At 59.9% G+C, this 20690-nt stretch carries 19 protein-coding genes and 4 pseudogenes; 12 read left to right on the forward strand and 11 right to left on the reverse strand.

The features are described from left to right. The first annotated feature begins 7 nt into the window (after positions 1–7). Entirely contained in the window at positions 8–1783 is a 1776-nt protein-coding gene (locus AB7535_RS39665) for an FAD-binding protein (protein ID WP_439037623.1), read from the forward strand. On the opposite strand, the gene AB7535_RS39670 is transcribed toward AB7535_RS39665, so the two are convergent. Then, positions 1735–2397 carry a LysR substrate-binding domain-containing protein gene (locus tag AB7535_RS39670; RefSeq protein ID WP_439037624.1) on the reverse strand — a complete coding sequence of 221 codons (663 nt, stop codon included), beginning with the start codon at positions 2395–2397 and terminating at the stop codon, positions 1735–1737. The two genes, AB7535_RS39665 and AB7535_RS39670, sit on opposite strands and share 49 nt — an antisense overlap. On the opposite strand from AB7535_RS39670, the pseudogene AB7535_RS39675 reads away from it, so the two are divergent. After that, a pseudogene (locus AB7535_RS39675) lies at positions 2371–2676 on the forward strand (ABC transporter substrate-binding protein); the annotation flags it as partial. The gene AB7535_RS39670 and the pseudogene AB7535_RS39675 overlap by 27 nt on opposite strands. An 837-nt stretch (positions 2677–3513) precedes the next feature. Here AB7535_RS39675 and AB7535_RS39680 read toward each other — a convergent pair. Beyond that, entirely contained in the window at positions 3514–3762 is a 249-nt protein-coding gene (locus tag AB7535_RS39680) for a PilZ domain-containing protein (RefSeq protein WP_439037625.1), read from the reverse strand. 920 nt (positions 3763–4682) lie between these two features. Here AB7535_RS39680 and AB7535_RS39685 point away from each other — a divergent pair. From AB7535_RS39685 to AB7535_RS39695, 3 genes are all read left to right on the forward strand, one after another. Continuing rightward, on the forward strand, positions 4683–4880 hold the full coding sequence (locus AB7535_RS39685) for a hypothetical protein (RefSeq protein ID WP_439037626.1): 198 nt from the start codon (positions 4683–4685) through the stop codon (positions 4878–4880). Between the two features lie 770 nt (positions 4881–5650). Continuing rightward, the gene (locus tag AB7535_RS39690) at positions 5651–5872 is read left to right on the forward strand and encodes a hypothetical protein (protein ID WP_439037627.1); all 222 of its coding nucleotides are present in this window, start codon (positions 5651–5653) and stop codon (positions 5870–5872) included. Positions 5873–5874: 2 nt separating this feature from the next. Then, the gene (locus AB7535_RS39695) at positions 5875–6147 is read left to right on the forward strand and encodes a hypothetical protein (protein WP_439037628.1); all 273 of its coding nucleotides are present in this window, start codon (positions 5875–5877) and stop codon (positions 6145–6147) included. A 43-nt stretch (positions 6148–6190) separates the two neighbouring features. Here AB7535_RS39695 and AB7535_RS39700 read toward each other — a convergent pair whose 3' ends face one another. The 3 genes and pseudogenes from AB7535_RS39700 to AB7535_RS39710 form a co-directional block, all read right to left on the reverse strand. After that, positions 6191–6652, reverse strand: coding sequence for a hypothetical protein (locus AB7535_RS39700; RefSeq protein ID WP_439037629.1), 462 nt, complete (start codon positions 6650–6652; stop codon positions 6191–6193). 695 nt (positions 6653–7347) lie between these two features. Continuing rightward, positions 7348–8673: pseudogene (gene istA / locus AB7535_RS39705) on the reverse strand (IS21 family transposase); the annotation flags it as partial. A 416-nt stretch (positions 8674–9089) separates the two neighbouring features. After that, a pseudogene (locus AB7535_RS39710) lies at positions 9090–9842 on the reverse strand (PAS domain-containing protein); the annotation flags it as partial. Positions 9843–10327: 485 nt separating this feature from the next. Here AB7535_RS39710 and AB7535_RS39715 point away from each other — a divergent pair. After that, a pseudogene (locus AB7535_RS39715) lies at positions 10328–11071 on the forward strand (IS110 family transposase); the annotation flags it as partial. A gap of 213 nt (positions 11072–11284) precedes the next feature. Here the strand turns inward: AB7535_RS39715 and AB7535_RS39720 are convergent. Continuing rightward, positions 11285–11647 carry a hypothetical protein gene (locus AB7535_RS39720; protein WP_439037630.1) on the reverse strand — a complete coding sequence of 121 codons (363 nt, stop codon included), beginning with the start codon at positions 11645–11647 and terminating at the stop codon, positions 11285–11287. A gap of 734 nt (positions 11648–12381) precedes the next feature. On the opposite strand from AB7535_RS39720, the gene AB7535_RS39725 reads away from it, so the two are divergent. Then, complete coding sequence (locus AB7535_RS39725) at positions 12382–12582, forward strand: hypothetical protein (RefSeq protein ID WP_439037631.1); 201 nt, start codon at positions 12382–12384, stop codon at positions 12580–12582. A gap of 49 nt (positions 12583–12631) precedes the next feature. Further along, positions 12632–12862 carry a DUF6894 family protein gene (locus AB7535_RS39730; RefSeq protein WP_135217240.1) on the forward strand — a complete coding sequence of 77 codons (231 nt, stop codon included), beginning with the start codon at positions 12632–12634 and terminating at the stop codon, positions 12860–12862. A gap of 72 nt (positions 12863–12934) precedes the next feature. Here the strand turns inward: AB7535_RS39730 and AB7535_RS39735 are convergent, their stop codons facing one another. Then, complete coding sequence (locus AB7535_RS39735; protein ID WP_439037632.1) at positions 12935–13177, reverse strand: hypothetical protein; 243 nt, start codon at positions 13175–13177, stop codon at positions 12935–12937. Between the two features lie 527 nt (positions 13178–13704). Next, positions 13705–13881 (reverse strand): hypothetical protein, encoded by a 177-nt coding sequence (locus AB7535_RS39740; protein WP_439037633.1) that lies wholly within the window; start codon positions 13879–13881, stop codon positions 13705–13707. Between AB7535_RS39740 and AB7535_RS39745 the strand changes: the two genes are divergently transcribed. Next, entirely contained in the window at positions 13880–14116 is a 237-nt protein-coding gene (locus AB7535_RS39745) for a hypothetical protein (protein ID WP_439037634.1), read from the forward strand. The genes AB7535_RS39740 and AB7535_RS39745 overlap by 2 nt on opposite strands. A gap of 365 nt (positions 14117–14481) precedes the next feature. Further along, a complete protein-coding gene (locus AB7535_RS39750) occupies positions 14482–15012 on the forward strand; it encodes a PRC-barrel domain-containing protein (RefSeq protein WP_439037635.1) in 531 nt (176 codons plus the stop codon). A 402-nt stretch (positions 15013–15414) separates the two neighbouring features. Here AB7535_RS39750 and AB7535_RS39755 read toward each other — a convergent pair whose 3' ends face one another. The 3 genes from AB7535_RS39755 to AB7535_RS39765 form a co-directional block, all read right to left on the reverse strand. Then, positions 15415–15750 carry a hypothetical protein gene (locus AB7535_RS39755; RefSeq protein WP_439037636.1) on the reverse strand — a complete coding sequence of 112 codons (336 nt, stop codon included), beginning with the start codon at positions 15748–15750 and terminating at the stop codon, positions 15415–15417. Between the two features lie 542 nt (positions 15751–16292). Continuing rightward, positions 16293–17018: a hypothetical protein gene (locus tag AB7535_RS39760; RefSeq protein WP_439037638.1), complete on the reverse strand. Its 726-nt coding sequence runs from the start codon at positions 17016–17018 to the stop codon at positions 16293–16295. A gap of 614 nt (positions 17019–17632) precedes the next feature. Continuing rightward, a complete protein-coding gene (locus AB7535_RS39765) occupies positions 17633–18016 on the reverse strand; it encodes a hypothetical protein (protein WP_439037639.1) in 384 nt (127 codons plus the stop codon). A 178-nt stretch (positions 18017–18194) separates the two neighbouring features. Here AB7535_RS39765 and AB7535_RS39770 point away from each other — a divergent pair, with 178 nt between their 5' ends. Further along, positions 18195–18557 (forward strand): DUF6894 family protein, encoded by a 363-nt coding sequence (locus tag AB7535_RS39770; RefSeq protein WP_439037640.1) that lies wholly within the window; start codon positions 18195–18197, stop codon positions 18555–18557. Between the two features lie 1061 nt (positions 18558–19618). Continuing rightward, a complete protein-coding gene (locus AB7535_RS39775) occupies positions 19619–20635 on the forward strand; it encodes an acyltransferase family protein (RefSeq protein WP_439037641.1) in 1017 nt (338 codons plus the stop codon). Positions 20636–20690: the final 55 nt, after the last annotated feature.

The following is a 20690-nucleotide window of genomic DNA, read 5'->3' on the forward strand; positions in this document are numbered from 1 at the left end:
GGGTGGGATGCCGCAAGCCGATCGCGTCTGGGACATCGAGACCGACCTGCTGGTCATTGGCGCAGGTGCGGGGGGCATGACGGCGGCGCTGGTCGGCGCCCTCGAAGGGCTCGGCGTTATCCTCAGCGAGAAGTCGGACATGGTGGGCGGCACGACCGCAACCTCCGCCGGCACCGTCTGGATCCCGGGCAACCGGCAAGGGCGGCGCGCTGGAACGCCTGATACGGTCGAGGCCGCGCGGACCTATCTCGCCGCGATGCTCGGCGAGCACGCGACCGACCAGCGCGTGGATATGTTCCTGAAGGCCGGCCCGATCGTTCTCGATTATCTCGAGCAGAAGACGAGCGTGAAGTTCGCGGCACCGCCGGTCCATCCCGATTACAAGCAGCTTCGTGGCGCTGCGATCGGCGGTCGCGCGCTCGGAGCCGTGCCGTTCGACGGCCGCGAGCTCGGCGACGATTTCGTGCGAGTCAGGCCGCCACGTCGCGAATTCATGGTCCTCGGCGGCATGATGGTCGGGAAGGCGGACATTCCGGCGCTGCTGGCGCCCTTCCGCAACTGGACCAACTTTCGACACGCCGTCGGCCTTCTCGCCCGGCATGCGCTGGATCGGCTGCGCCACAAGCGAGGAACGCGCCTGATCATGGGCAATGCGCTGGTCGCACGACTGCTCGACAGCATCCGCCGCGCCGGCGTCGAGCTGCGATGTGAGACGGCGCTTCGCGAGATCATTTGCGAGGGCGACGACATCGTCGGTGCGGTCCTCACGTCTCCGACCGGAGAGGTCGCCATACGCGCCCGCAAGGGCGTGGTGCTGGCAACTGGCGGCATCGGCTGGACCCGCGAGCTTCGCGAGCGGCTGTTTCCAGATGCCGCGCGCCGCTTTTCGCTCGCGCCCTCATCCAACACAGGTGACGGAATCCAAGCCGCCGAGCGTGTCAACGCCATCATCGAGCGTGACCTCGAGAGCCCGGCCCTGTGGATGCCGAGCTCGGTGATGGCGCAAGCCGACGGCCACGTCTCGGTCTTCCCGCACATCATGCTCGATCGCGCCAAGCCGGGCCTGCTCGCCGTCAACAAATCCGGCCGACGCTTCGTGAACGAAGCGGACTCCTATCACGACTTCGTCGCCGCGATGCTGCGTTCGAACGCATCTGCCTCGTCAGCCACGCCGGCCTTCCTGATCTGCGACAGGGCCTTCATCAAGGATTTTGGCATCGGACTGGTTCATCCCGGGACCAAAGACCTGACCGAGTTCTTGCAAACCAATTATTTGATCGAAGCCGAAACGATCGCAGAGCTGGCACAGAAAATCCCTATCGATCCAGATCAGCTTGCTGAAACGGTCGAACGATACAATCGGTATGCCGAGAGCGGGGTCGACGAAGATTTCGGGCGCGGTTCAAGCGAATTGAACCGGTTCAATGGCGACGCCCGGAGCAAGCCGAACCCTTGTCTGCGCCGGATCGGCCCAGGACCGTATTATGCCGTCGCCGTATGGCCCTCGGACCTCGCCAGCAGCGCCGGTCTACGCACGGATTCCTGCGCACGCGTATTGTCTCGCGACGGCACGGTTCTATTCGGTCTCTACGCCGTCGGGACCGATTCATCCTCGATCTTCCGCGGCACATATCCGGGGCCGGGCACCATGATCGGCTTGTCTTCGGCTGGTGCGCCGCGATGGACGCAGCGGGAAAGCTACGCGGGCTTCTCGATCTGGCGCCGCGCTAGATGCTACCGCCCCCGCCTGAGCTCCTCGGTCGCGCGCCGGAGGACATCGTGAAGCCAGTCGTGCGCCGGCTCGCCCTCGATGCGTTCGTGCCACAATAGCCGCACCTCGACCGGGGTTGTGGCATAGGGCAGTTCGTATATCGTGACCGCGTGCGCGCGTTCGAAGGCGCGTGCCAATGGACGCGGAACGATCGCCGCGAGTTCGGAGTCCGCGAGCGGGGCGGGCAGGGCCAGGAAATGCGGCGGCGAAACAGCTATGCGCGGCGGCCGGTCGCTTTCGGACAATGCCCGTTCGAGGGCCGCGCGGTCATACATTTCCGACCGCCTGGCGAGACCGCGCTCGGAGATGAAGCCTCCGATGGCGCCCTCCTGCTCGCCGCCGAAAGGAGACAACGACCAGCGGCATGCGCGCCAGGGCCGCGTTGTCGATCCGGCGAGCTTGCGCTTTCCGCCCACGATCAGCACGTCGTCATATTCGAACAACAGCGAGGTCCGGAAGCGGCTCGGCGGATCCGAGAAGACGCCGATCGCAACGTCGATGCGACCAAGGTCGATCTGCTCGGCGAGGTCGATCCGTGTCACCGGCTTGATCAGGTCGATCGCCGGCGCCTCAAGCCTGAGTATCTTCAGGAGCGGTGACTGCTCGTCTTCATTGCCGACATTCACAGTCTCGGGCTCCAGAGCGCCCAGGGCTTGATGCTGAGCTCGGCGTTCTATTGGGACCAGAACGAGGACACGCGGGCGTGGTCGAAGCGCTTCATCGCGAAGACCCAGAAGGTCCCGACCATGATCCACGCCGGCACATATGGCGCGGTGATGCACTACCTCAAAGCGGTCAAGGCGGCAGGCACGCTGGATGGTCCGACCGTCGCCGCCAGGATGCGCGATATGCCAGTGAACGATTTCATGACGAAAAACGGCCGAATCCGCGAGGACGGCCGGCTGGGTAACTTTTAAGGGAAGGATTAAGTGCTTGTTGAGCGTAATGTCGAAGGACAGAAAAATCGCAGCGTTAGCTGGAGCAACGCTGTTGTTGTCCAGCCTCTCGCTTTGCGGGTGCGCAACTTCAACTGCTGGCTCTTCACCGATGGACGCGCGGGCTGAGGCACCGGCGCGCCCGAAAGCGAGTGGCAGCTATCCGGCCGTAGAAGACGTGCCGCCGAGGCGGGGGCCTGCCATGACGGCCGACCAGCAATTGAAGCTCCAGAAAGAACTGACCGCGGCGCGAGATCGTCAGGCGTCTAGGACCAAAGGCCAGGCTGCAGGCCCTGAACTCGTGAAACCCTGACACTGCACGCAGGCCCGCGCCATCTCGGCCCGATTGAACCTTTCCGGTGACTGCCTAGACCTAGGTCTAGGATTATCATCCTCAGCGTTCATTTAACCTTTGCAGAGGAGGGGCAAATGAGTTCGCAACAGCAGCACTGAATCACGAAACTAGCCGACACGCTCCTCGGAATTCTCAAGAGGGACATAGCCAGTCTGAGGCGGCAACATAGCCAAGTGGAAAGATTGCGCGACCGGGTGAAACGAGCCGAGCTATCTGTCCAAAATTCGCGGCGCCGCGTGGAAGCCGTAGCCGCAGGATCGCAAGTTCGGCTTGCCGTCTGAGACGGTGAATACGAGGCCCGGCGGTGCACGCCGGCGGCCTTTCAAAGTGGCGCGAGAATTTGCCAGATGACCAGCAGCACCACGATCACAAGCGTGCCCGACCTAAACATCTTCTCGCAACGATTGATCGAGCGTTTAAACGGCGGCTAGCGTTCTGCAATCGCCTCCACGTCAATTCGTAAACTCAACACCGATACAACTGCCTGAACGCCAGATTATACGGCAATTTCTTTCAACACGATCCTTCGCAATCATGAGCTTGAAACGGTCTCTCATATTATGCCCCGCTGATAAGGGCAGCTCGATTGCTGCTCCGTGGTCGGTGAGGTCGACGACGCGGCAACAGATGCTCGATCCGTCGCCGAAGATGTAGGCGACTTCGTTTGTTTCGATGCGCTGTTGTCTGCGACGTTCCTGCACTGTTTCCTTCTGGATTTAGTCCTTCCTAGACGGCCCACCCGTTCTTGCCTTGGGACGCCGACGCCTTCTTGACCTTCGGCTTAGCGTCAGTGGAGATGCAGACTATCACTGCGCCGAGCAGCAAGACTTCGCGGTGTGCCCAACGAAAAACCCGCCAGCCGCGTGGGGCTGACGGGTTTCCGATTGCCCATGCGTACCGCGGTAGTCGTCACCGATCCGCGAGGGCAAATCGTATAGCCATAACGGTTGACATTAGGTTACCCGCTCACGAACTTAACGGCGTCGTGCGGGCCATAGAGCCGCTGGGATAGCCTCGGAGGCCTTCATGTTTCACGCTGCTTATCAATCGTGCCATTGCAAAGTGCGGGCACGGCCGGCCACGGAGCACACGTGCGGCCTTGCGTTGGGGGCGCCCACCAGCGGTCAGCCCGGCGACGCTCTAGGCGCACTTCGGGTGGTTGTTGAGGTGAAGCAAAGCGCGCCGGGCGACTGTCGTAAGTTCGCCTAATGTGCAATGCCCTTCTTCGGCCGCTTGGATCAGTTGCTCCGCGATGTACTTCCGGCTCTCGTGATCGCCGCCGTTCGGGAGCTCGACGCACACTTGTTCTAACACGACGTCCATGCTCGCCGCACCCGGGAGCTGAGTTCGCCCATCGATTGATTTCCTCGAAAGAAGAAGCACACCAGCTTGCCGCTTGCGATGCAAAGCTCAACATCAAAGCTCTCTGAAGGTTAAGAGCTAGCTGGTGACTGAAGGAAGAGCCGTTGAGCAGCGATTGCGCTACCCCTTTCGCGAGCACAAAAGTGCACACAGCGCGCGCGTCGCATCGGCGATTGCTGCGAACCTATAGGAACGTTGCCCGCTCTCCTGCGATTGAATTGCAGCCCGTCAATGATGACGCGGCCAAAGGAGGCTTCGCATGAACCAGAACAATCAGAACCAAGGCGGCCAGCAGAACCAGCAAGGCGATAAGGGTGGCCAGCAGGGCCAGAACCCCAACCAAAAGCCGGCCAGCAGACACAGCACCCCGGCGAACAGAAGCCTGGGCAAGGCGGACAGCAGGGCAATCGCTAAACTTCACAAGGCCCCGGGCATAGCCCCGGGGCCTCTTCATTGAAGGCCTCGGACATACCCAAGCAAGGGCTTAGATGAACGCGGGCATTCGCGCGCATGTTTCGATTATTACAGGATCCTCAGCAGTGAAACCTACGCCAAAGAGCGAGAGGAATTCCGCCTCTTGCTCAGGCGACCACGGACGCGTCGATGTGCGATCGTTCGTGATTTGCGATGGCCGCAACACCTAAATGCGCGGCGGCGCTGGCGGCCGCGGTGGGTCGGGAAAGCGAGCTGGCCGCTCTAAGCGCGACGGGGCCGGCAAGCGACTGGGCTCAGGCGCGCGATTACCGCGCGTCATCCACGCTGCCAGACGAGCGTAGCTTCGCCTAAGAGCCGGAACTAACCAAGCCGCCGATGCGTTCTCTACATCTATGCTCGAAGATTGACTTTTGAGCCATTTAAAAGATTGCCGACTTTTCCCAACCGCGTAACAGATCGTCAATAGAGCGATGCAAACCTATCGCGATCATGGAAACAGACCGCTCGCTTGAGACAATTTTGCAAGACCTCCGCCGTCAGGAAAAGCCAGTGATCTTCAACCAGTATCACCGCCAATTTCTCAATCTTCTGCGGGATGCGATTGGATCGCCTGCACGAAGCTGCCCCGACACCCGCAGAACGACCCTTACCCTTCTGCGAAATGGATGGATCGAGCGGCGCTCAACAAAGATGGCGTCGAATACCGCATAACTGAACTAGGCTTGGCCGAATTGAGCCAGCCACGATAATTGCCATGTCGCACATCGGGGAACGACGGACGTGTCGACTGCTATGCAACTGATCGTCGCTGGCTACGTGAGGGCGCAAGATGAACGTGCCCTGACGGATTTGCTGGCGCATCGCCGAAAGTTGCTCGCTCAGCTGCAAGCCGTGTCTGGCATCAACCCACAAAACACGGTCAAAGCGATCCAAGAAGAGCTGGCGTTGGTCGAAGCCGGCCTAGAAGAGCTTAAACTTCCGCCCGGTTCGCTGCCTGAGAACGAGTGGAGCTAGCGATGCGCGTAAACAAGATCAATTGGGACAAAATCGGCCGGGTGACGGTGCCGGGTCGATACAAGTGTTTCTTCGGATATCTCACGGTCACGCCTGACGACCTCAATGTGTGGGCACGGTATCCGGACGCGACGTTTACTTTGATCACGCAAACGGAGTATGAGCAGTCAGTTGGGGACCTGGGCGCGTTCGACATCGGCAATCCTGAACGGTATGACGGCACGCCGTCGTCGCCTGCGGCACAGCCTCGATGGGCGCCGTCTCCAAGAGGATAGCGATCGGCGCTACCTCGCGGGTCGTAAACGGATCTCGTAACGGTCAAGAACCCGAAGCATTTGACGCCGTCCATCGCGAGCTGCGACTGCGCGGCCCTCTCAATCCAGATCGTTTCGCCACTTCGGCGACGATTAAATCCCGCTCCTGTAAATAAGCCTTCTGGGTCTCGATCAGGGTGTCTAGGACGGAAAGCGCGAGAGCGAGATCACGTCCCTCGCGCTTGAGCTTGGCGATGACCTTCTCTTGCTGACTGATGTGTTGTTCGCCCTCGCGAAGTCGGCGTTCGGCGACGATCAAACGCTCGCGCAAGCGCGAAAGCGGCCGCTCCTGCCTCTGCTCCGGCTCAAAGCGGGCGAGACGCCGTGGACCACACCAAACCTCGACAGGGTCGTTCGCCACCGCGGCAGAGCCCAGCTGTAGAGCCTCTTCGGCGCTATTGCAGTCGATCTCTTGCGCGTTCAGTGTGCTACCGCAGTCGTCGAGCGTGGAGAGATAGCAGCGCATCGAAGTTTAGCAGCTGTTGTTCAGTCAGGAATTCCGACGCAGGCCTAGACGTTCCTTCTTGAGCACTCACCGGCTCGACCTTCCGGTGCGGCTTCTCAGTTCCCGAATTATCTTCCAGCGGGGATATCAAGCTTAATTTGAAACTTTGATTGCGGTGACGCATCGGAGGGGTAGCTTTACGCACCGGACAAATTGTCCCCGTCCGGGTTCACCATGGCGAGGCCGTCGCGCCAAGATACTCGGCGCGGCGGCTTCGTTTTTAACGTCGATAGGCGAGTTCGTTGTGACGAATGAACAGGACGATGACTCGCTTGATCTCATCGGGATGCGACAACAGATCACGGCTTTGCGCTCGCAGCATTCCGACAATCTTCCGGTCACAGCGATATTGAACCGTTTCCTTGTGAAAATAGCTTTTCTCTCAGAGCCAAAAGATGCGGCGCACGTAAAACATTTGCGATCGGAATTCACTCGGACCCTGCGAAGCGTTGAAGCAATCTCGCGGGGCCTATCCGTAAAGCCCGAGTAATACTGACGCACGAAGGCCCCTGCATTCGCCGACGCTGCGCCGATGCTGGATGCAGTTGCGAAGCCGTTCTCGTTTCGCGTATCGAGGCCTTCACGGCGAGGGGCCGTCGCCACAAGCGGCGGCCCGCCCATGAGCGGCCTAGTAAGCACGCCGCACTACTCGGGGCAGAGGCTTCCACCGCGGGCAGACCGTCAGTCAGCACCGCGTTGAGGATGTCGACCATCTGCCGATTGCCGTCGTCGGTGCTGGCAAGCTTGCGCCGGATCCGCTCGATCGCGGCTGGCAGCACCCAGTCTTTGAAGGGAGCACCGTTGCGCAAGGCGCCGGGTTTGCGGGCGAGCACCGGCACATAATGCCAGGGGTCGTAGACGGTATCGCCGCGGCCAAAGGATCGCGGGTGCTCGGCAACGATGCGTCCATCCTGACGGATCACGATGCGATCGGCATAGGCTTGAACCTCGACCGGTCGTCCGACTGCGCTGGCTGCGACCGAGTACTTGTTGTTGTCGAAGCGCACCAGGCAGGTCTTCGAGACCGATGCCGTCACCGCATGGAAGCCGTCGAAGCGGCCGGCATAGGGAACGAGTTTGGGGCGTTCGGCTTCGAACACTTCCCAGATCGTCTGATCGACCAGCTCCGGATGGCGATGAACCTTGGCGTAGGCGATGCATTTGTCGAGCAGCCAGGCGTTTAACTCGTCGAGGTTTTTGAACCGCAGCCGCGGCGTGAAGAAGCGTTCCCTGACCAGCCCGACCTGGTTCTCGACCTGCCCCTTCTCCCAGCCCGACGCTGGCGTGCAGGCGACCGGATCGACCAGATAGTGGCTGCACATCTGCAGGAAGCGGCGATTGTAGAGACGCCCTTTACCGACGAAGATCGTCTCTACGGCGGTCTTCATGTTGTCGTAGATGCCGCGGGTGCAGGTGCCTTTGAACAGGGCGAACGCCCGGTCGTGGGCGTCGAACACCATCTCCTGCGTCTCCCGCGGATAGGCCCGCACGAACAGCATGCGGCTGTGACAGAGCCGGACATGGGCGGCCTTCACCATCACCGTGGTGCCGCTCAGCAAGACCACCTCGTGGCTCCAGTCGAACTGGTAGGCTTCGCCTGGGGCAAAGCTTAGCGGGACATAAGCAGCCGCGGTCGATTGCCCGCGTTCCTTGCTCCACCGCCTGGCGTAACGCCGCACCGCATCGTAGCCGCCGTCATAGCCACGGCTGCGCAGCTCTTCGAAGATCCGGATTAACGTCAGCTGTTCACGAGCCGGTTTGGCCGCGTTCGCCGCCAGCAGTCCGTCGAGCTCTACTGCCCATCGTCCCAGCTTTGGCCGCGGCTGCACTTGCCGCTCGTACTCGAAGGAGGTCTCTCCTGACCTCAGCACCTTCCGGACCGTGTTCCGCGACACCTTCAGGTCACGGGCAATCTCCTTGATCGTCTTGCCCTTGATGAAGTGCTCGCGCCGAATCCGCGCAATCGTCTCCACGATCAGCATCCTCGACCACCTGCTTCATTCCAAAGCAGGCAGCGCAACAGACCAACCTATAGGGGGTCAATTTTGGACGCCGATCCCCCGGCTTAGGGGGTCAATATTGCAGGCCGAATGACAGACCCAGCTTCGGATGTCCGCCTGTGCCCCATTGCGGACTCGCTCCGGTGCAGTTCAGTTTGCCTCCTCGATTGAATATGCTGGGCGGTTCGAACGTAGGCAGTCGGAACTCAAGCGGGCATCAGATTGATGACTCGCATGATGGCGGCCCCATCACCTATGTTCTCAGTGTCCTCCGGTTCACCTTTGACACAGGTCCATACGTCGTTTCTCTTCACCGTGAACGGATGGCCATCGCGATGATCTAGCCGCATTTCGCCGTCGACGCACTGGCAAACCATATCGTTTCGCATGGCATCATCCTTGGCAAATCCGACAAGCTTGCCGGCGTCATCCCGGATGGCATCGATCACGACGTGCGCCCAGAAGGCGGTGCCGTCCTTTCGGACTCGTTGACCTTCATGCTCCCAGCGCCCGTTCCGGGTTGCGGTCTCTAGGCCGATGCGCGGAAGTCCGGCGGCGCGGTCGGCATCCGTGTAGAAGTCGGAGAAGTGCCGGCCAATGATCTCCTCGGGGGCATAGCCTTTGATGTGCTGAGCACCGGCGTTCCAGCTCGCCACGTGGCCTTCGATATCGAGCATGTAAATGGCGTAGTCGATAACGCTTTGAACCAGCAACCGGAACTGTGCTTCGCTTTCGCGCAGTTTGGCCTCGGCGGCCCTGCGCTCAGTCAAGTCGCGAGTGATTTTGGCAAAGCCAACAAGCTCCCCCTCAGGGGAGCGGATCGCGTCGATGACAACATGAGCCCAGAACTGCGTGCCGTCCTTGCGCACGCGCCAGCCCTCGCGCTCGAATCGGCCAGTGCGCTCGGCCTCAGCCAAGGCTAGAGCAGGGACGTTCTGCGACCGCTCAGCTTCGGTGTAAAAGGTCGAGAAATGCTGACCGATAATCTCGTCTGCTTCGTAGCCCTTGAAGCGCTTAGCCCCGGGGTTCCAACTGGTCACACGACCCTCGCGATCCAGCATGTAGATCGCGTAGTCAGTGATTGCCTCAACTAGTAGCCGGTAACGGCCGTCGTTGGTCTGGGCATCTTCAAAGCGGTTTAAGGTTTCCATACCAATCCTATCCCAGCCCCTGTGAGCGTGGGACTCAGCGTACTGAAAACACAGGTCAATCGTTTCGGTTCCATGAATGCCGGCGGAATCTCTATCTCGCCTGAGGAGCAAAGCAGAAGCCAACGGCAACCCTCAAAACGTCTTGTTGATTATCGACGAAACGCCGTCTCCGGACGCGCATTCTTTAGCCGCGGCAGCGACAATCGCTGGGATACGTCCTCGGCGCGATTAACGACAACCGGTTGAAGTAGGTGGTCTCCATGAAGGAATAAGTGCGATGCACAACCATTGCGTCAAAGTTGGCTTTGCTCCCAGAGACCCTTTGGGTCATTAGCCGATAAACCAAGGGCCGAAGGAGCATGTCGGCTTTGCCCGTCAAAGCGGGCTTTGCCCCCTCAAAGCGGACACTTATGATGGGGTGGACGCCGCCCGACGGCATCGAGTGCCAAAGTGGAGGTGTTGAGCACCACTTAAGGGAGGCGTCCTTGTCAGAGCTTATCATAATCGGTCTGGATATCGCCAAGCATGTTTTCCACGCTCATGGAGCAGACGGGAAAGGGCGAGCTATATTCAGCAAACGGATCAGCCGAGGAAAGCTGCTGGATTTCTTCGCAGCCCAGCCGAGTTGCACGGTAGCTCCGGAGGCATGTGGCGGAGCGCATCACTGGGCCCGTCAGCTGACCCAGCTTGGCCATGAAGTTCGGCTGATCCCTCCCGCCTACGTAAAGCCGTTTGTGAAGCGGCAAAAGAATGACGCGATCGATGCTGAGGCGATCTGCGAAGCGGCGCAGCGGCCGAGCATGCGGTTCGTGGCCGTGAAGAGCGAACAGCAACAGGCGGCGGGTCTGGTGTTTCGGACCCGTGACCTACTCGTGCGGCAGCGAACCCAGCTCATCAACGCGATCCGGGGTCACCTCACTGAATATGGTTGGATTGCACCCAAGGGGCCGTCGCATGTGGCGACTCTTGTCGATCTGATCGAGGAAGAAGCGATGGCCAGCTCGCTTCCCGAAGCGGCCCACACCATGTTCCGATTGATGTTAGACCTGCTGACCGACCTCAATGGCAAGATCGCAGACCTCGACAAGGAGATCGCGCGACGCGCTCGCGAGGACGAAGTATCGCGCAGGCTGATGACCGTTCCTGGCATCGGCCCGATCTCCGCCACCGCGATCGCCGCTCTAGCACCGCCGGCCGAGACTTTTGCCAAAGGCCGTGACTTCGCGGCCCGACCTCCACCCGAAAGCCTTCCGGCATGCGCGGCACTTCACCTTCGCCAGCAGCGTTGCAGGCCGGGCAGAGGGCGCCAGCGCCGCCACAGCTGCAGGCGTGCGGGCCGTCCCAAGGGCGGTCCGGGTGGTTCTCGCAAACCCACCCGAGATCGTCGCAGTTGGTGCACGTCGTGGCGCGTCCGCCGGCCAGCGGCTTACCCTCGCTGGACATCAGACGACCCCGCGCAAAGGCAGCGCGAGCTGCATGTCGAAGCGCCTTGTGGCGTTAGCAGCGATGAAGTCTTGCAATGAAGACGAGATCTCGGCGTCGGTGTCGGCCGCGCGCCGAACCAACGCGTCGGCGACGTCGGAAGTCGCGTCCCGCGACCACCCCTCGACGGGATTGAAGGATACAATCCGGACCGGATAGGCGTAATGGCCGGAAAGGAGATTTTGCAGGACGCCCTCGAGGTCAGTGTCAGCCTCATCCGTCTCGCGCCAGGCGCAACCGGCGCGCGCGCCGAAGTCTTCAAGCACCAGATAGATGTCGCGGTCGAGGCGGTCGGCTGGCACGATCGAGGGCGAGGAACGCATACGCTACTCCGACATGACAAGGGGGAGAGACCGCCCCGACTGCGGGGGGATCAAGGGGGTAGGCCGGAGCCGCTCCGCCAACTCTGGCAGCGAGCCAGCGACGACTCAAATATTCGCCCGCCGTTGTGGTTCCTTATGGTCCCAGCGTGGAAAGTTCGCTTCTCCTCACCGGCGAGATTCACAAATGTTAGTGCAGTAGCTGAGATGGTCGGGAAAACTCGGCAAACCGGGGAGGCTGGCAAATTTCATTTCGAAAATTTTGAAACCCGGAAAGTTAGGGCCGCTGTACGAAAGCAGCGGCCCTTGTCTTGTGCCACGCCGCACGCGCTTGTTCTGCCCGGGAGGGCACCTCTCGTGCGAGAAGATCCAGTCGCCTGGCAGACGAGGACTTGATTTCTGGAAGACGCCGAATTTTGATTTTGGCATCGCCGGGGCTGGTTTTCATTTGCGAACAATATTGTGACCGGCGGGAGGGGCCGCCGGTACGCGGCCCTTTCTCTTTAGGTGGAATGGGCAGAAGGCCCAGTCCAGTTGCCGCTGCTTCGGAGCGCTACTTGACTTCCAAGGCCCCACGTTCCGCATGCCCGGGCGCTGGACAGACCTCAGTGACCTAGTTTGAAATCTGTGTGGCCTGATTTGATTTTCCCAACATTTGTTGGTGGCGAGCCGAACGAGGCTGGCTAAATTTCTTGCTGCAAGCCCAACGGTTAGGACCCGTATGCACGAGGCCAGTCATGATGAAACGCCGCAGGTTTAAGCAGACCACCACCCTCGAAGAACGTCTCGCCCAAGAAGCCCAGCGATTGAGAGAGGAAGCCAAGAGGCTCCCGCACGGCCCTGAGCGCGAATTCCTCCTCCGCAAAGCCAGACAAGTTGAGACTGGCTGTCACATCAACGATTGGCTGAGATCGCCCGGGCTACAGTCGCCGGAGTAGGAACGGGCGAACATTTCTTCTGTTGCTCTCCCTCGAATGAGGGCGGCGCATGACCCGGTACTACTTCGACATCCGGGACGACACCGGTCTGTACCCGGACGAGGAAGGCCTGGAATTCGACACTCAGCAAGAGGCCGAGGTCGAAGCCGCTAGGTCGCTTGCGAACTTGGCAAAGGACTTTGCCACGATACGGCAGGACGTTTCCGTGGAAGTGAGAACAGACGTTGAGCGGGTGTTTCAAGCCGCGTTCATTTTCGACAGAAGTAGGACGAAGCAGTAAGGGCGCTTCAGTTGGCGGCCTCGGTGTCGCGAAGAGGGAGCAAGCCGCGGGCGGCTTTGGGATGCACCTGTCTTACCCCACATCCGAACCGGCTTCTCCTGCGTGCCAACCCTTCTCTGTAGGTTGATAACGCTCTCCGTATTTCACCAGCCAGCCGCCTTCAACCATCTTCTCTGCCAAAGCCTTCGAGCATGCCGCCTGGTTGCTGCCGGGGTAATACAGGCCGTCTCTGCGCTCGACAATAAAGCCGTAAACGCGCACCAGGCGAAGGGCGTTCAGCATGCCGGGAATGAGAACTACGGTCGTGCTCGTCATTGCTCTCCAAGCAACGCCAGCACCGAACGTTCCCGAAGCCACTCGTTAAAACCTGCGTCAAAACCTGGCGGCGCGGAACGAGCTCGAGCTACTGCCCGTCGTGGTGTGGAAAAGGTGTCGCTTAGGTCTGCCTAGCGTTGGAATCGCTTAGGCTGCCTACGGCGACGGAATCCAGCTGGGACTGGACAGTTGCACCCGAGGGCGGCGCGGCTTAGATCCCGCGTGCTCTCGGAAAGAGATAGGAAGTAGCGGAGATTAAGACTTGGGCTGGGAACGTCCGGATGCTGGCCGGCTTGTCTTTCCGGTGACGGTCTCTGTCCCACAAGGTCAGAGCCTGTCCGGAGGCCCCAGCATCATCATGCCCCCCGGCCGATGCTGGGGCCGTTTTTTTGTGCGAGGCATCGATTGGATGAGACTTGGAGAGTTGTGTTCGCGATTAGTGCGACGGCTATTGTCGCCGCCGGCTCCTTCTTTGCCATCCGGTTTATCATCGGATTTAACTTCTGACCTTCGATCTGAATGGATCGCTACTTCTGCGCGCCAATCCAGTGGTCCACGATGGCAAGTCGCCCATCGCCACGCTCGAAGTCGGGCGGGATCTCGGCGCCGCGACTGCCGCAACCCTGGCAGACGAACCGCGGCTCGAAATCGGACAGCCGCAGATCGTCCGGCCGGCGATCTAGTAGCAGACGGCGGGCCTTCATGGAAACGCGCGAGGACTACCTGCTTCGAATAGCGAGTGTTTTGGATGTTATCGCGATGGACGAGCGGCTGATAATTCGCGACCGATACATTGAGCGCACGTTCGGCGGCACGCGTGCCCTCGCGATTGCAGAGGCGGGAGTCTTTGCCCGCGCTCATGGCTGCACGTTTCGTTACGACCGCATCAAGCGCCAAGGAGAGTTCACCCGTGCATATCCGGCAGGCGGCAGGGCGTGAAGTGGCTCGTCGAGAGCGCGTGAGTGTGGGGAGCCGCCAGCTAGCGCACAGGGGCGCCAGCTGGCGGCATACCGCCGGCAGTTGAAGCGGAGGCACGAGGCCCGCCGGCTCACGCTGGCGAGCCTATCACGTCGTACTAAAACGCCACGCCTTTGACAGTCATTGGTCCCTCTTCGGCCTCGGGGGTCAGATACTTGCGATTGATAGCCGCCGCCTTGCACCAGCCATTTCCTTTGCCGTCCCGACCGCGGTCCAGCGCCGGCCTTCGCGTGCGGAGGCGGGGCTGGCACTAGGGAAATAACCGTTCCGCCGCTGGAACCACTCCCACCGCAATATTGTTTCCCTAAAAACATTGGAGGAACATCATGATTTCCAAATATCTTGCAATAGCCTTCCTGGCCACCGCGTCGATGACCGGCGCGGCGGCGGCTCAAACAGCTACAAACCAAGCGGCCTCGGCTACCAGTGCTACCACGCACAAGGAGGGTGAATGGCGCGCGTCCAAGCTCGCCGGCGTCGATGTGTACAATGAAGCAAACGAGAAGATCGGCGACATCCACGACGTGATTTTGGATAGGTCAGGCAGGGTGGCCAATGTCATTCTGGGTGTGGGCGGCGTTCTCGGCCTGGGCGAGCATTACGTGGCGGTCGCCTTCGATAAGCTGAAGTGGGTTGACCAGCCGGTGACCTCGACAACTGCGTCAACAACGTCCCCACCGGGGAATGCGCCTGCAACTACTTCCGCTCCAGACAGCACCACGCGAACCACCACCGGTGCCGCAACTACCACCACTACAACCACCACAACCAGCGCCAGTGCGCGTTGGTATCCCGATCACGCGGTGTATAACGCCACTAAGGACGAATTGAAGGCCATGCCGGAGTTTAAGTACTAACTTTGGTACGGGAATGCGCCTGATACGGCTACTGATCGCTCGTTACTGAGACAAAGGGCCCGCCGGTTCACGCTGGCGGGCCGTTCCGGCAGGCTCGTGCGTTTATGGGCGCCGGCAGTCCCGAGTGCGCCCAAGGGGATGATCAAAATTGCTCAGGTTTGGTCTGCCACAAGTGTTAACAACCTTTATCACCGTCCGGCTCATGGCTTCTATCGGTTGTACGAGAACGCCCATTGCGCTCCCGCCCAACCGAACAGGGAGCACCCATGTTCAAGCAATCATCGATGTTTCAATACCGCTTAGAGGACGAGACAATTGACTTGCGCAAGCAGGCTGAGGGTATGCCTGATGGCATTCGACGCGACGAACTTCTACGGATGGCCAGCCGGATCGATAACTCGGTTACCCTGTGCTGGATTCACCCGGTCTGCGCGCTTCGACATAAGCCTCCCAGCGCAGAGAGGCCGCCTCAGTGATTGCAAGCCGTGAGTTGCCCCGATCGAAGTTGGGTCGGACGTCGGCACCTCGGCTCCCGCACCCCTGACAGACAAACTGTGGCTCGAGATCGGAAAGCCTTACGCTGTCAGGCCAAAGGTCGGCGTCCAGAGCGATGTGATGGCCACAATGGCAATCGATCAAGACGCCACGCAAGCCCATCTCGCGCATCTCACCGAAGGTGATTTTGAGCGGTCGCCCGTCGGTGTGCGTGGGCGTGTGACGGCGGACAGGGCGAGGCATGCAGCCATCAAAGCGGCACCGGAGCGGCTCGCAAATTATCAATCCCTTGGGCCTCGAAACGCGCGCGAGCTACTGCGCGTCGTGGGTGTGGATAGGCGCCGCGCTTTCGCCTGCGTCAGCAGCGGCAGCAGGGTCTCGACGGCGCGCGGGATCTCGAGCGGATCGCGCTGGCGCAGCCATTGCGCACGGTCTGCGGGCTGATCCAATGAAACTTTTGGTCCCAGCGGAAATTGTGCTTCGGGCCAAATCTTTCGTTTCGGAGGATCGGCATATGGCCAATTCTGTTCGCCACCCATGGACCTTAGAAGACCTCGAGAAGCTCAAGGCGATGGCCGGGAATCACCGCCGCGAAAAGATAGCCGCTGAATTGAACCGAGGCGTCTCGTCGGTGGCTGTCAAAGCGCATCAGCTCGGTATCTCTTTGCGATACCATGCGCTGCCAAAGCGTCGACCTTCAACAACCGAGTCAGCGCCGGGCCATTGACTCGATTGTTTTCGAACCTGCGTTGCCCTCTTCGACCTGGAGCGGAAGTTCGCCACCGTCAGGCGACACCGCGCAAGGGCAGAGCCAGCTGCATGTCGAGGCGCTGTGTGGCGTTGGCGGCGATGAAGTCTTGCGGCGCAGATGAGATCTCAGTGTCGGCTGCGCGCTGAGCCAGGACGTCGGCGACGTCGGAAGTCGCATCGCGGGACCACCCCTCGACGGGATTGAAGGATACAATTCGGACTGGGTAGGCGTACAGGCCGGACAGGAGCTTTTGCAGGACGCCCTCAAGGTCGGTGTCAGCCTCATCCGTCTCGCGCCAGGCGCAACCGGCGCGCGCGCCGAAGTCTTCGAGCATCAGATAGATGTCGCGGTCGAGGCGGTCGGCACGATCGAGGGCGAGGAACGCATCCGCTACTCCGATACGACAACGGCGGAGAGGCCCCGGCTGAGAGGGGGTCAAGGGTAGGCCGGGGCCGCTCCGCCAACTCTGCCGGCGAGCTGGCGACGACTCAAATATTTCGCCGCCCTTGTGGTTCCTTAAGCGCTGGTGCCGATCAGCCGGACATACGTCGTGCAGCTGGAGCCAGCCGCGCTCGATCGCGTGTTTGAGCCCGGCGCCGAACTCGCCGCCACTGCCCTTCAGGTTGAACAAGAAGGGCGCGTTGATCCGCTCGATGTAGATGCGGCCGTCCTGTACGGCTTCGATATTGGCTGCGAGCTCGACGAGCTTGCGCGCGGCCATTTCCGGGCCCGCATAGGGGCGTTCTGCGGCGTGCTTCATCGGCGTCTCCCGTTGGCCGCCTGCGCGGCGGTGATGTGGATAAGCTCTCCGCCGGATTCCAGCTGTCGAATGTGGTTCCACAGACGCTGCGCATCAGGGTGTTCCTGATCTCGCTGTCGTGTTTGTCGCCCCGCGCCCGCTTTGCATTCATTTCGGCGCTTTCGCGATCGTGCCGTGGATTGATGGCCGCGGCGAGCACGACAGGTTTGTGCGTTTGGTGAGTGCCATATGAGTGCTACTGAAGAGACGATACCTAGCCCAATCCAGCAAGCCCGGGTGGGTGCTGACACGTGGCGTTCTTAATAGACTCCAGTAACCGTCGATCGCTCCGGGGTAACAGAGGCCGCAGGCGAGTCGGCTGCCTTGCGTGGAGAAATCTCGACGTTGCAGCTCTTCGGCCTTTATTCACGTTGCGGGGTACGTGGGGGGCTGCTCCCAAAAATACGTGCCGCCGCGGCCAGCGCGTATTGTTGTCTTTTCGCCCGCGCCTTTCGGCAAGCTCTGGAATCTTCACGAATGCGAATCCGGCGACCATTGTGTCCCAATACACTAAGAATATATCGGAGCAGTCTCTAGGTACGCCGGCATACGATCCGCAGCGAAGCAATAGTAGCCTAACCTTTGTTATCCTCGTCGGACTGCTTTTCCCCCAAGCGCCCGTCATGCTTTGTGCGTAACTTGGTAAGCTTCGAGACGAGGGTCTCTTCACGTGGCACTTTTCCGTTCTCGCCTACAGTTCGTCCTCTGAAGCGGAGGAAGCCGCGGCGAAGGGCGTCGTATGCTTCGAGGAGTGGCAGTGTCAGCGAGAAGAAGGCGCCAAGCGCAACCGCGATGATCACGTGTCGAAGCGAGAGGGGCGGGTCGTCAGCAGGGGGGGCATCGGCCCGGACGGGTAGCCTGGAGTTGGGCGCCCGGCGCTTCCGCGGAGCTATCAACACCACGACGGCCAATACATTGATCAACAGCCAGGCGCCGAGAATGATGAGAATTGTGCGCATTAAAAATCCCGAGCGCGCGTCGCCTAAATCCGCAGCATTCTAATTATTTGGTTCTAAAACTTACTATCTTTATCGGGATTTTGCACTAACGCAAAATCGCCGGCCGACGCAGGCCAATCCGTCGTAACCTATTGCGGGTGTCTGCGCAGGTAAGCTCGGGCACCGCAGGCTCGACCAAATGGCCGCTGGCGCGGCGCTTCTTGGACAGGCCCGCGTAGCAAACAGGGGCTCGGCTGAGCGATGGGCTTACCTCTTCGGGACTAGCGCCTCCGGGGTAAGGAAGAACAAACAATTCTTCGGTTTTAAAGATTATGCCGCGATATTTTTTCATGTGGTTCACCACCGCCGCCGGATTGATCAAGAGGGTGAAGACCTGCTCGATAGGCACGCCGCTTGGAAAGCAGCCGCCGAAACGGCAGGACAGAGGTTGAAAGGCCTCGATGGCAAGCTTAAGCCCGAATGCGACTGGCGGATGGAGGTCACGGACGAATTTCAAAACACCCTATACATTCTGCACATCGGCGCGGAGAGGCCGAGATAAGGCCGCCTCAGTTGTTCGGCCGGTACGTTCCTAGTTGCGAGTCAGCCGACCTTCACTGAGCATCAGCTTCACGTAAGTGCCGCTCTCGTGCTTCGACAACCGGCCGTGTTCGACCGCGAACTTCATGCCCGCGCCGAACTCGCTGCCGCTGGCTTTAGCTTGAACAGGAATAGTGCATAGAACTTGTCGATATAGATGCGGCCATCCTGAGCTACGTGCGCGCTTGGCCCTCATTTCGCCGCGCGAGTCGCGATCGTGCCTCCGTTCGGCGAAGGGCGCTGTCGGGGATGGTGGGCCGCAGCTCCTCCACGCGGACTCGAAGACCTTGCGCGGCTTCGAAGGTGGCGGCAATGCCTCTTCAGCCGGTGCCCGGCCCCAAGCCCGTAGAAGCCAGTTGCCCATCCCCATCGATCGGCATGTATCGGCTCGCCTGCGCGCACGCCAATGGCCCCGACACAGACATCGGTGAGTAGATTTGGTAAGTCTTCTCGTGCGGATTGTTATTGCGACAACCGGTGAGGGTGGTGTCATTGGTTATGGCGAGAGGATATGCGCTAGCATGGCGCCGAGCCAGCCGCTGGGCTTGCAGGCCGATTTCTAGCGGGCGCAAGGGGTTGGTCAATTTGGCTGCGGTTGATGGACGCGGCGATCACGGCAGGTTTTGTGTTCCGGGGGCGGGGGTAGAGTTTTCTGTGGTAGCTTGTGCGCGTCTAAACTCTACGGCTAAAGCCAAATACTTGAACCCCTATTGCGCCGCCGGGCTGTTCCAGTAGTCTACGCGAGAAACATTTGCGCGTTTGGACATCTAATATCCCGCTCGGCATCATCTATTTCGCCCACCGAGCGCCATTTCGAGAGCTTTTGGCAACCCATTCTTGGCGTCGAGGACCCGATGCTGTATGGGCCGATTTGTTGACGTCGTTTATTTCTACTACTTATCGTCGCGATGTTCGATTGCCCGCGAAATGTCGGTTTGCCGAGACGAACATTAATTCGAGCCGGTCCTTCAGTCACGCTTTATAAGTAGGATTAATCATTTGGGACAATCATCGACATCTCGCTTGGAGTTTATCGGTATCCAATATTTGAGAGGCGCGGCTGCTTTGATGATTGTCGTCTTTCATTGCGGAGCGCAAATAAGCCGCGGAGGTGCTCCACTTCCTAATCATCAATGGCTCACCATGGGAGTTGACGTCTTCTTCGTAATCAGCGGCTTCATAATGTGGGTCTCTACTGCTCCGCCAAGTGATGTCAGCCCTTGGCGCTTCTGGTGGCGGCGTGTGCGTCGTATCGTTCCGCTGTATTGGCTTGTCACCTCAATTGCCGTTGCCGCGCTCGTGTTGACGCCATCATTAGTTAAGTCCGGAAAATTTGATCTCTGGCACGCCGTGAGTTCGTTCCTGTTCGTTCCCTCGAGTCATCCCATCACAGGGAAGATGGAACCAGTCGTTATTCCTGGTTGGTCACTGAACTACGAAATGTTTTTCTATTTCATTTTCGGCGCATGTTTGTTCTTGGGAAGACGCTTTCGATTGCTCGTGCTCTTGATTGCATTGGTGGTGCTCATTGCCGCCGGTTTCGTTTTGAAATCTGAGAACAAGACAATTGCGTTTTACACGTCGCCATATCTTGCTGAATTCGCTATCGGCGTGCTGCTCGGCTTCTATGTGACAAGGGGAGGGCGCGCGCCACGAGCCGCGTGTATAGCGCTCTTGCTTCTGGGCGCGTCTTTGTCGCCTGCGACTGAATCTGGTCTGATCGGCGCGCTAATCGCGTCCACGGCAGTCGTTGCTGGAATCGTGCTTCTGGATGTCTCTCAGCCAATTGAATTCTACTGGTTGCCATGCTTGCTGGGAGATGCGTCCTATTCGATTTATATCACCCACTCCTTGGTGATATCCGCGTTCGGGCAGTTGTATCAGCGAGTGGGTCTGTTCGAACTAACTCACGGAGTTCAGTTGTATCTCGCTGGCGCAGTGCTGACTGCAACGGTTGTCGGAGTGATCGTCCACCAAATGATTGAATTGCCTATTTTGGGTAACGCGTTTTTCCGTCGAGCGGAGCCGTCGTCTGCCTAGAAAGCGTGCCGATCGCCGCGCTTCTGCAACGCCATGAGGCCGTCTTCGATAATAC

Source organism: Bradyrhizobium sp. 956_D2_N1_4 (assembly GCF_052076025.1).
GTDB lineage: Bacteria > Pseudomonadota > Alphaproteobacteria > Rhizobiales > Xanthobacteraceae > Bradyrhizobium > Bradyrhizobium barranii.

Bases quoted from the DNA above. Each gene is read 5' to 3' on its own strand.
- AB7535_RS39690 (WP_439037627.1), top strand. From the start codon at position 5,651: ATGCAACTGATCGTCGCTGGCTACGTGAGGGCGCAAGATGAACGTGCC.
- AB7535_RS39695 (WP_439037628.1), top strand. From the start codon at position 5,875: ATGCGCGTAAACAAGATCAATTGGGACAAAATCGGCCGGGTGACGGTG.
- AB7535_RS39740 (WP_439037633.1), bottom strand. From the start codon at position 13,881: ATGAAGGCCCGCCGTCTGCTACTAGATCGCCGGCCGGACGATCTGCGG.
- AB7535_RS39730 (WP_135217240.1), top strand. From the start codon at position 12,632: ATGACCCGGTACTACTTCGACATCCGGGACGACACCGGTCTGTACCCG.
- AB7535_RS39735 (WP_439037632.1), bottom strand. From the start codon at position 13,177: ATGACGAGCACGACCGTAGTTCTCATTCCCGGCATGCTGAACGCCCTT.
- AB7535_RS39765 (WP_439037639.1), bottom strand. From the start codon at position 18,016: ATGCGCACAATTCTCATCATTCTCGGCGCCTGGCTGTTGATCAATGTA.
- AB7535_RS39725 (WP_439037631.1), top strand. From the start codon at position 12,382: ATGATGAAACGCCGCAGGTTTAAGCAGACCACCACCCTCGAAGAACGT.
- AB7535_RS39755 (WP_439037636.1), bottom strand. From the start codon at position 15,750: ATGCCTCGCCCTGTCCGCCGTCACACGCCCACGCACACCGACGGGCGA.
- AB7535_RS39770 (WP_439037640.1), top strand. From the start codon at position 18,195: ATGGCCGCTGGCGCGGCGCTTCTTGGACAGGCCCGCGTAGCAAACAGG.
- AB7535_RS39700 (WP_439037629.1), bottom strand. From the start codon at position 6,652: ATGCGCTGCTATCTCTCCACGCTCGACGACTGCGGTAGCACACTGAAC.
- AB7535_RS39750 (WP_439037635.1), top strand. From the start codon at position 14,482: ATGATTTCCAAATATCTTGCAATAGCCTTCCTGGCCACCGCGTCGATG.
- AB7535_RS39665 (WP_439037623.1), top strand. From the start codon at position 8: ATGCCGCAAGCCGATCGCGTCTGGGACATCGAGACCGACCTGCTGGTC.
- AB7535_RS39760 (WP_439037638.1), bottom strand. From the start codon at position 17,018: ATGAAGCACGCCGCAGAACGCCCCTATGCGGGCCCGGAAATGGCCGCG.
- AB7535_RS39720 (WP_439037630.1), bottom strand. From the start codon at position 11,647: ATGCGTTCCTCGCCCTCGATCGTGCCAGCCGACCGCCTCGACCGCGAC.
- AB7535_RS39745 (WP_439037634.1), top strand. From the start codon at position 13,880: ATGGAAACGCGCGAGGACTACCTGCTTCGAATAGCGAGTGTTTTGGAT.
- AB7535_RS39685 (WP_439037626.1), top strand. From the start codon at position 4,683: ATGAACCAGAACAATCAGAACCAAGGCGGCCAGCAGAACCAGCAAGGC.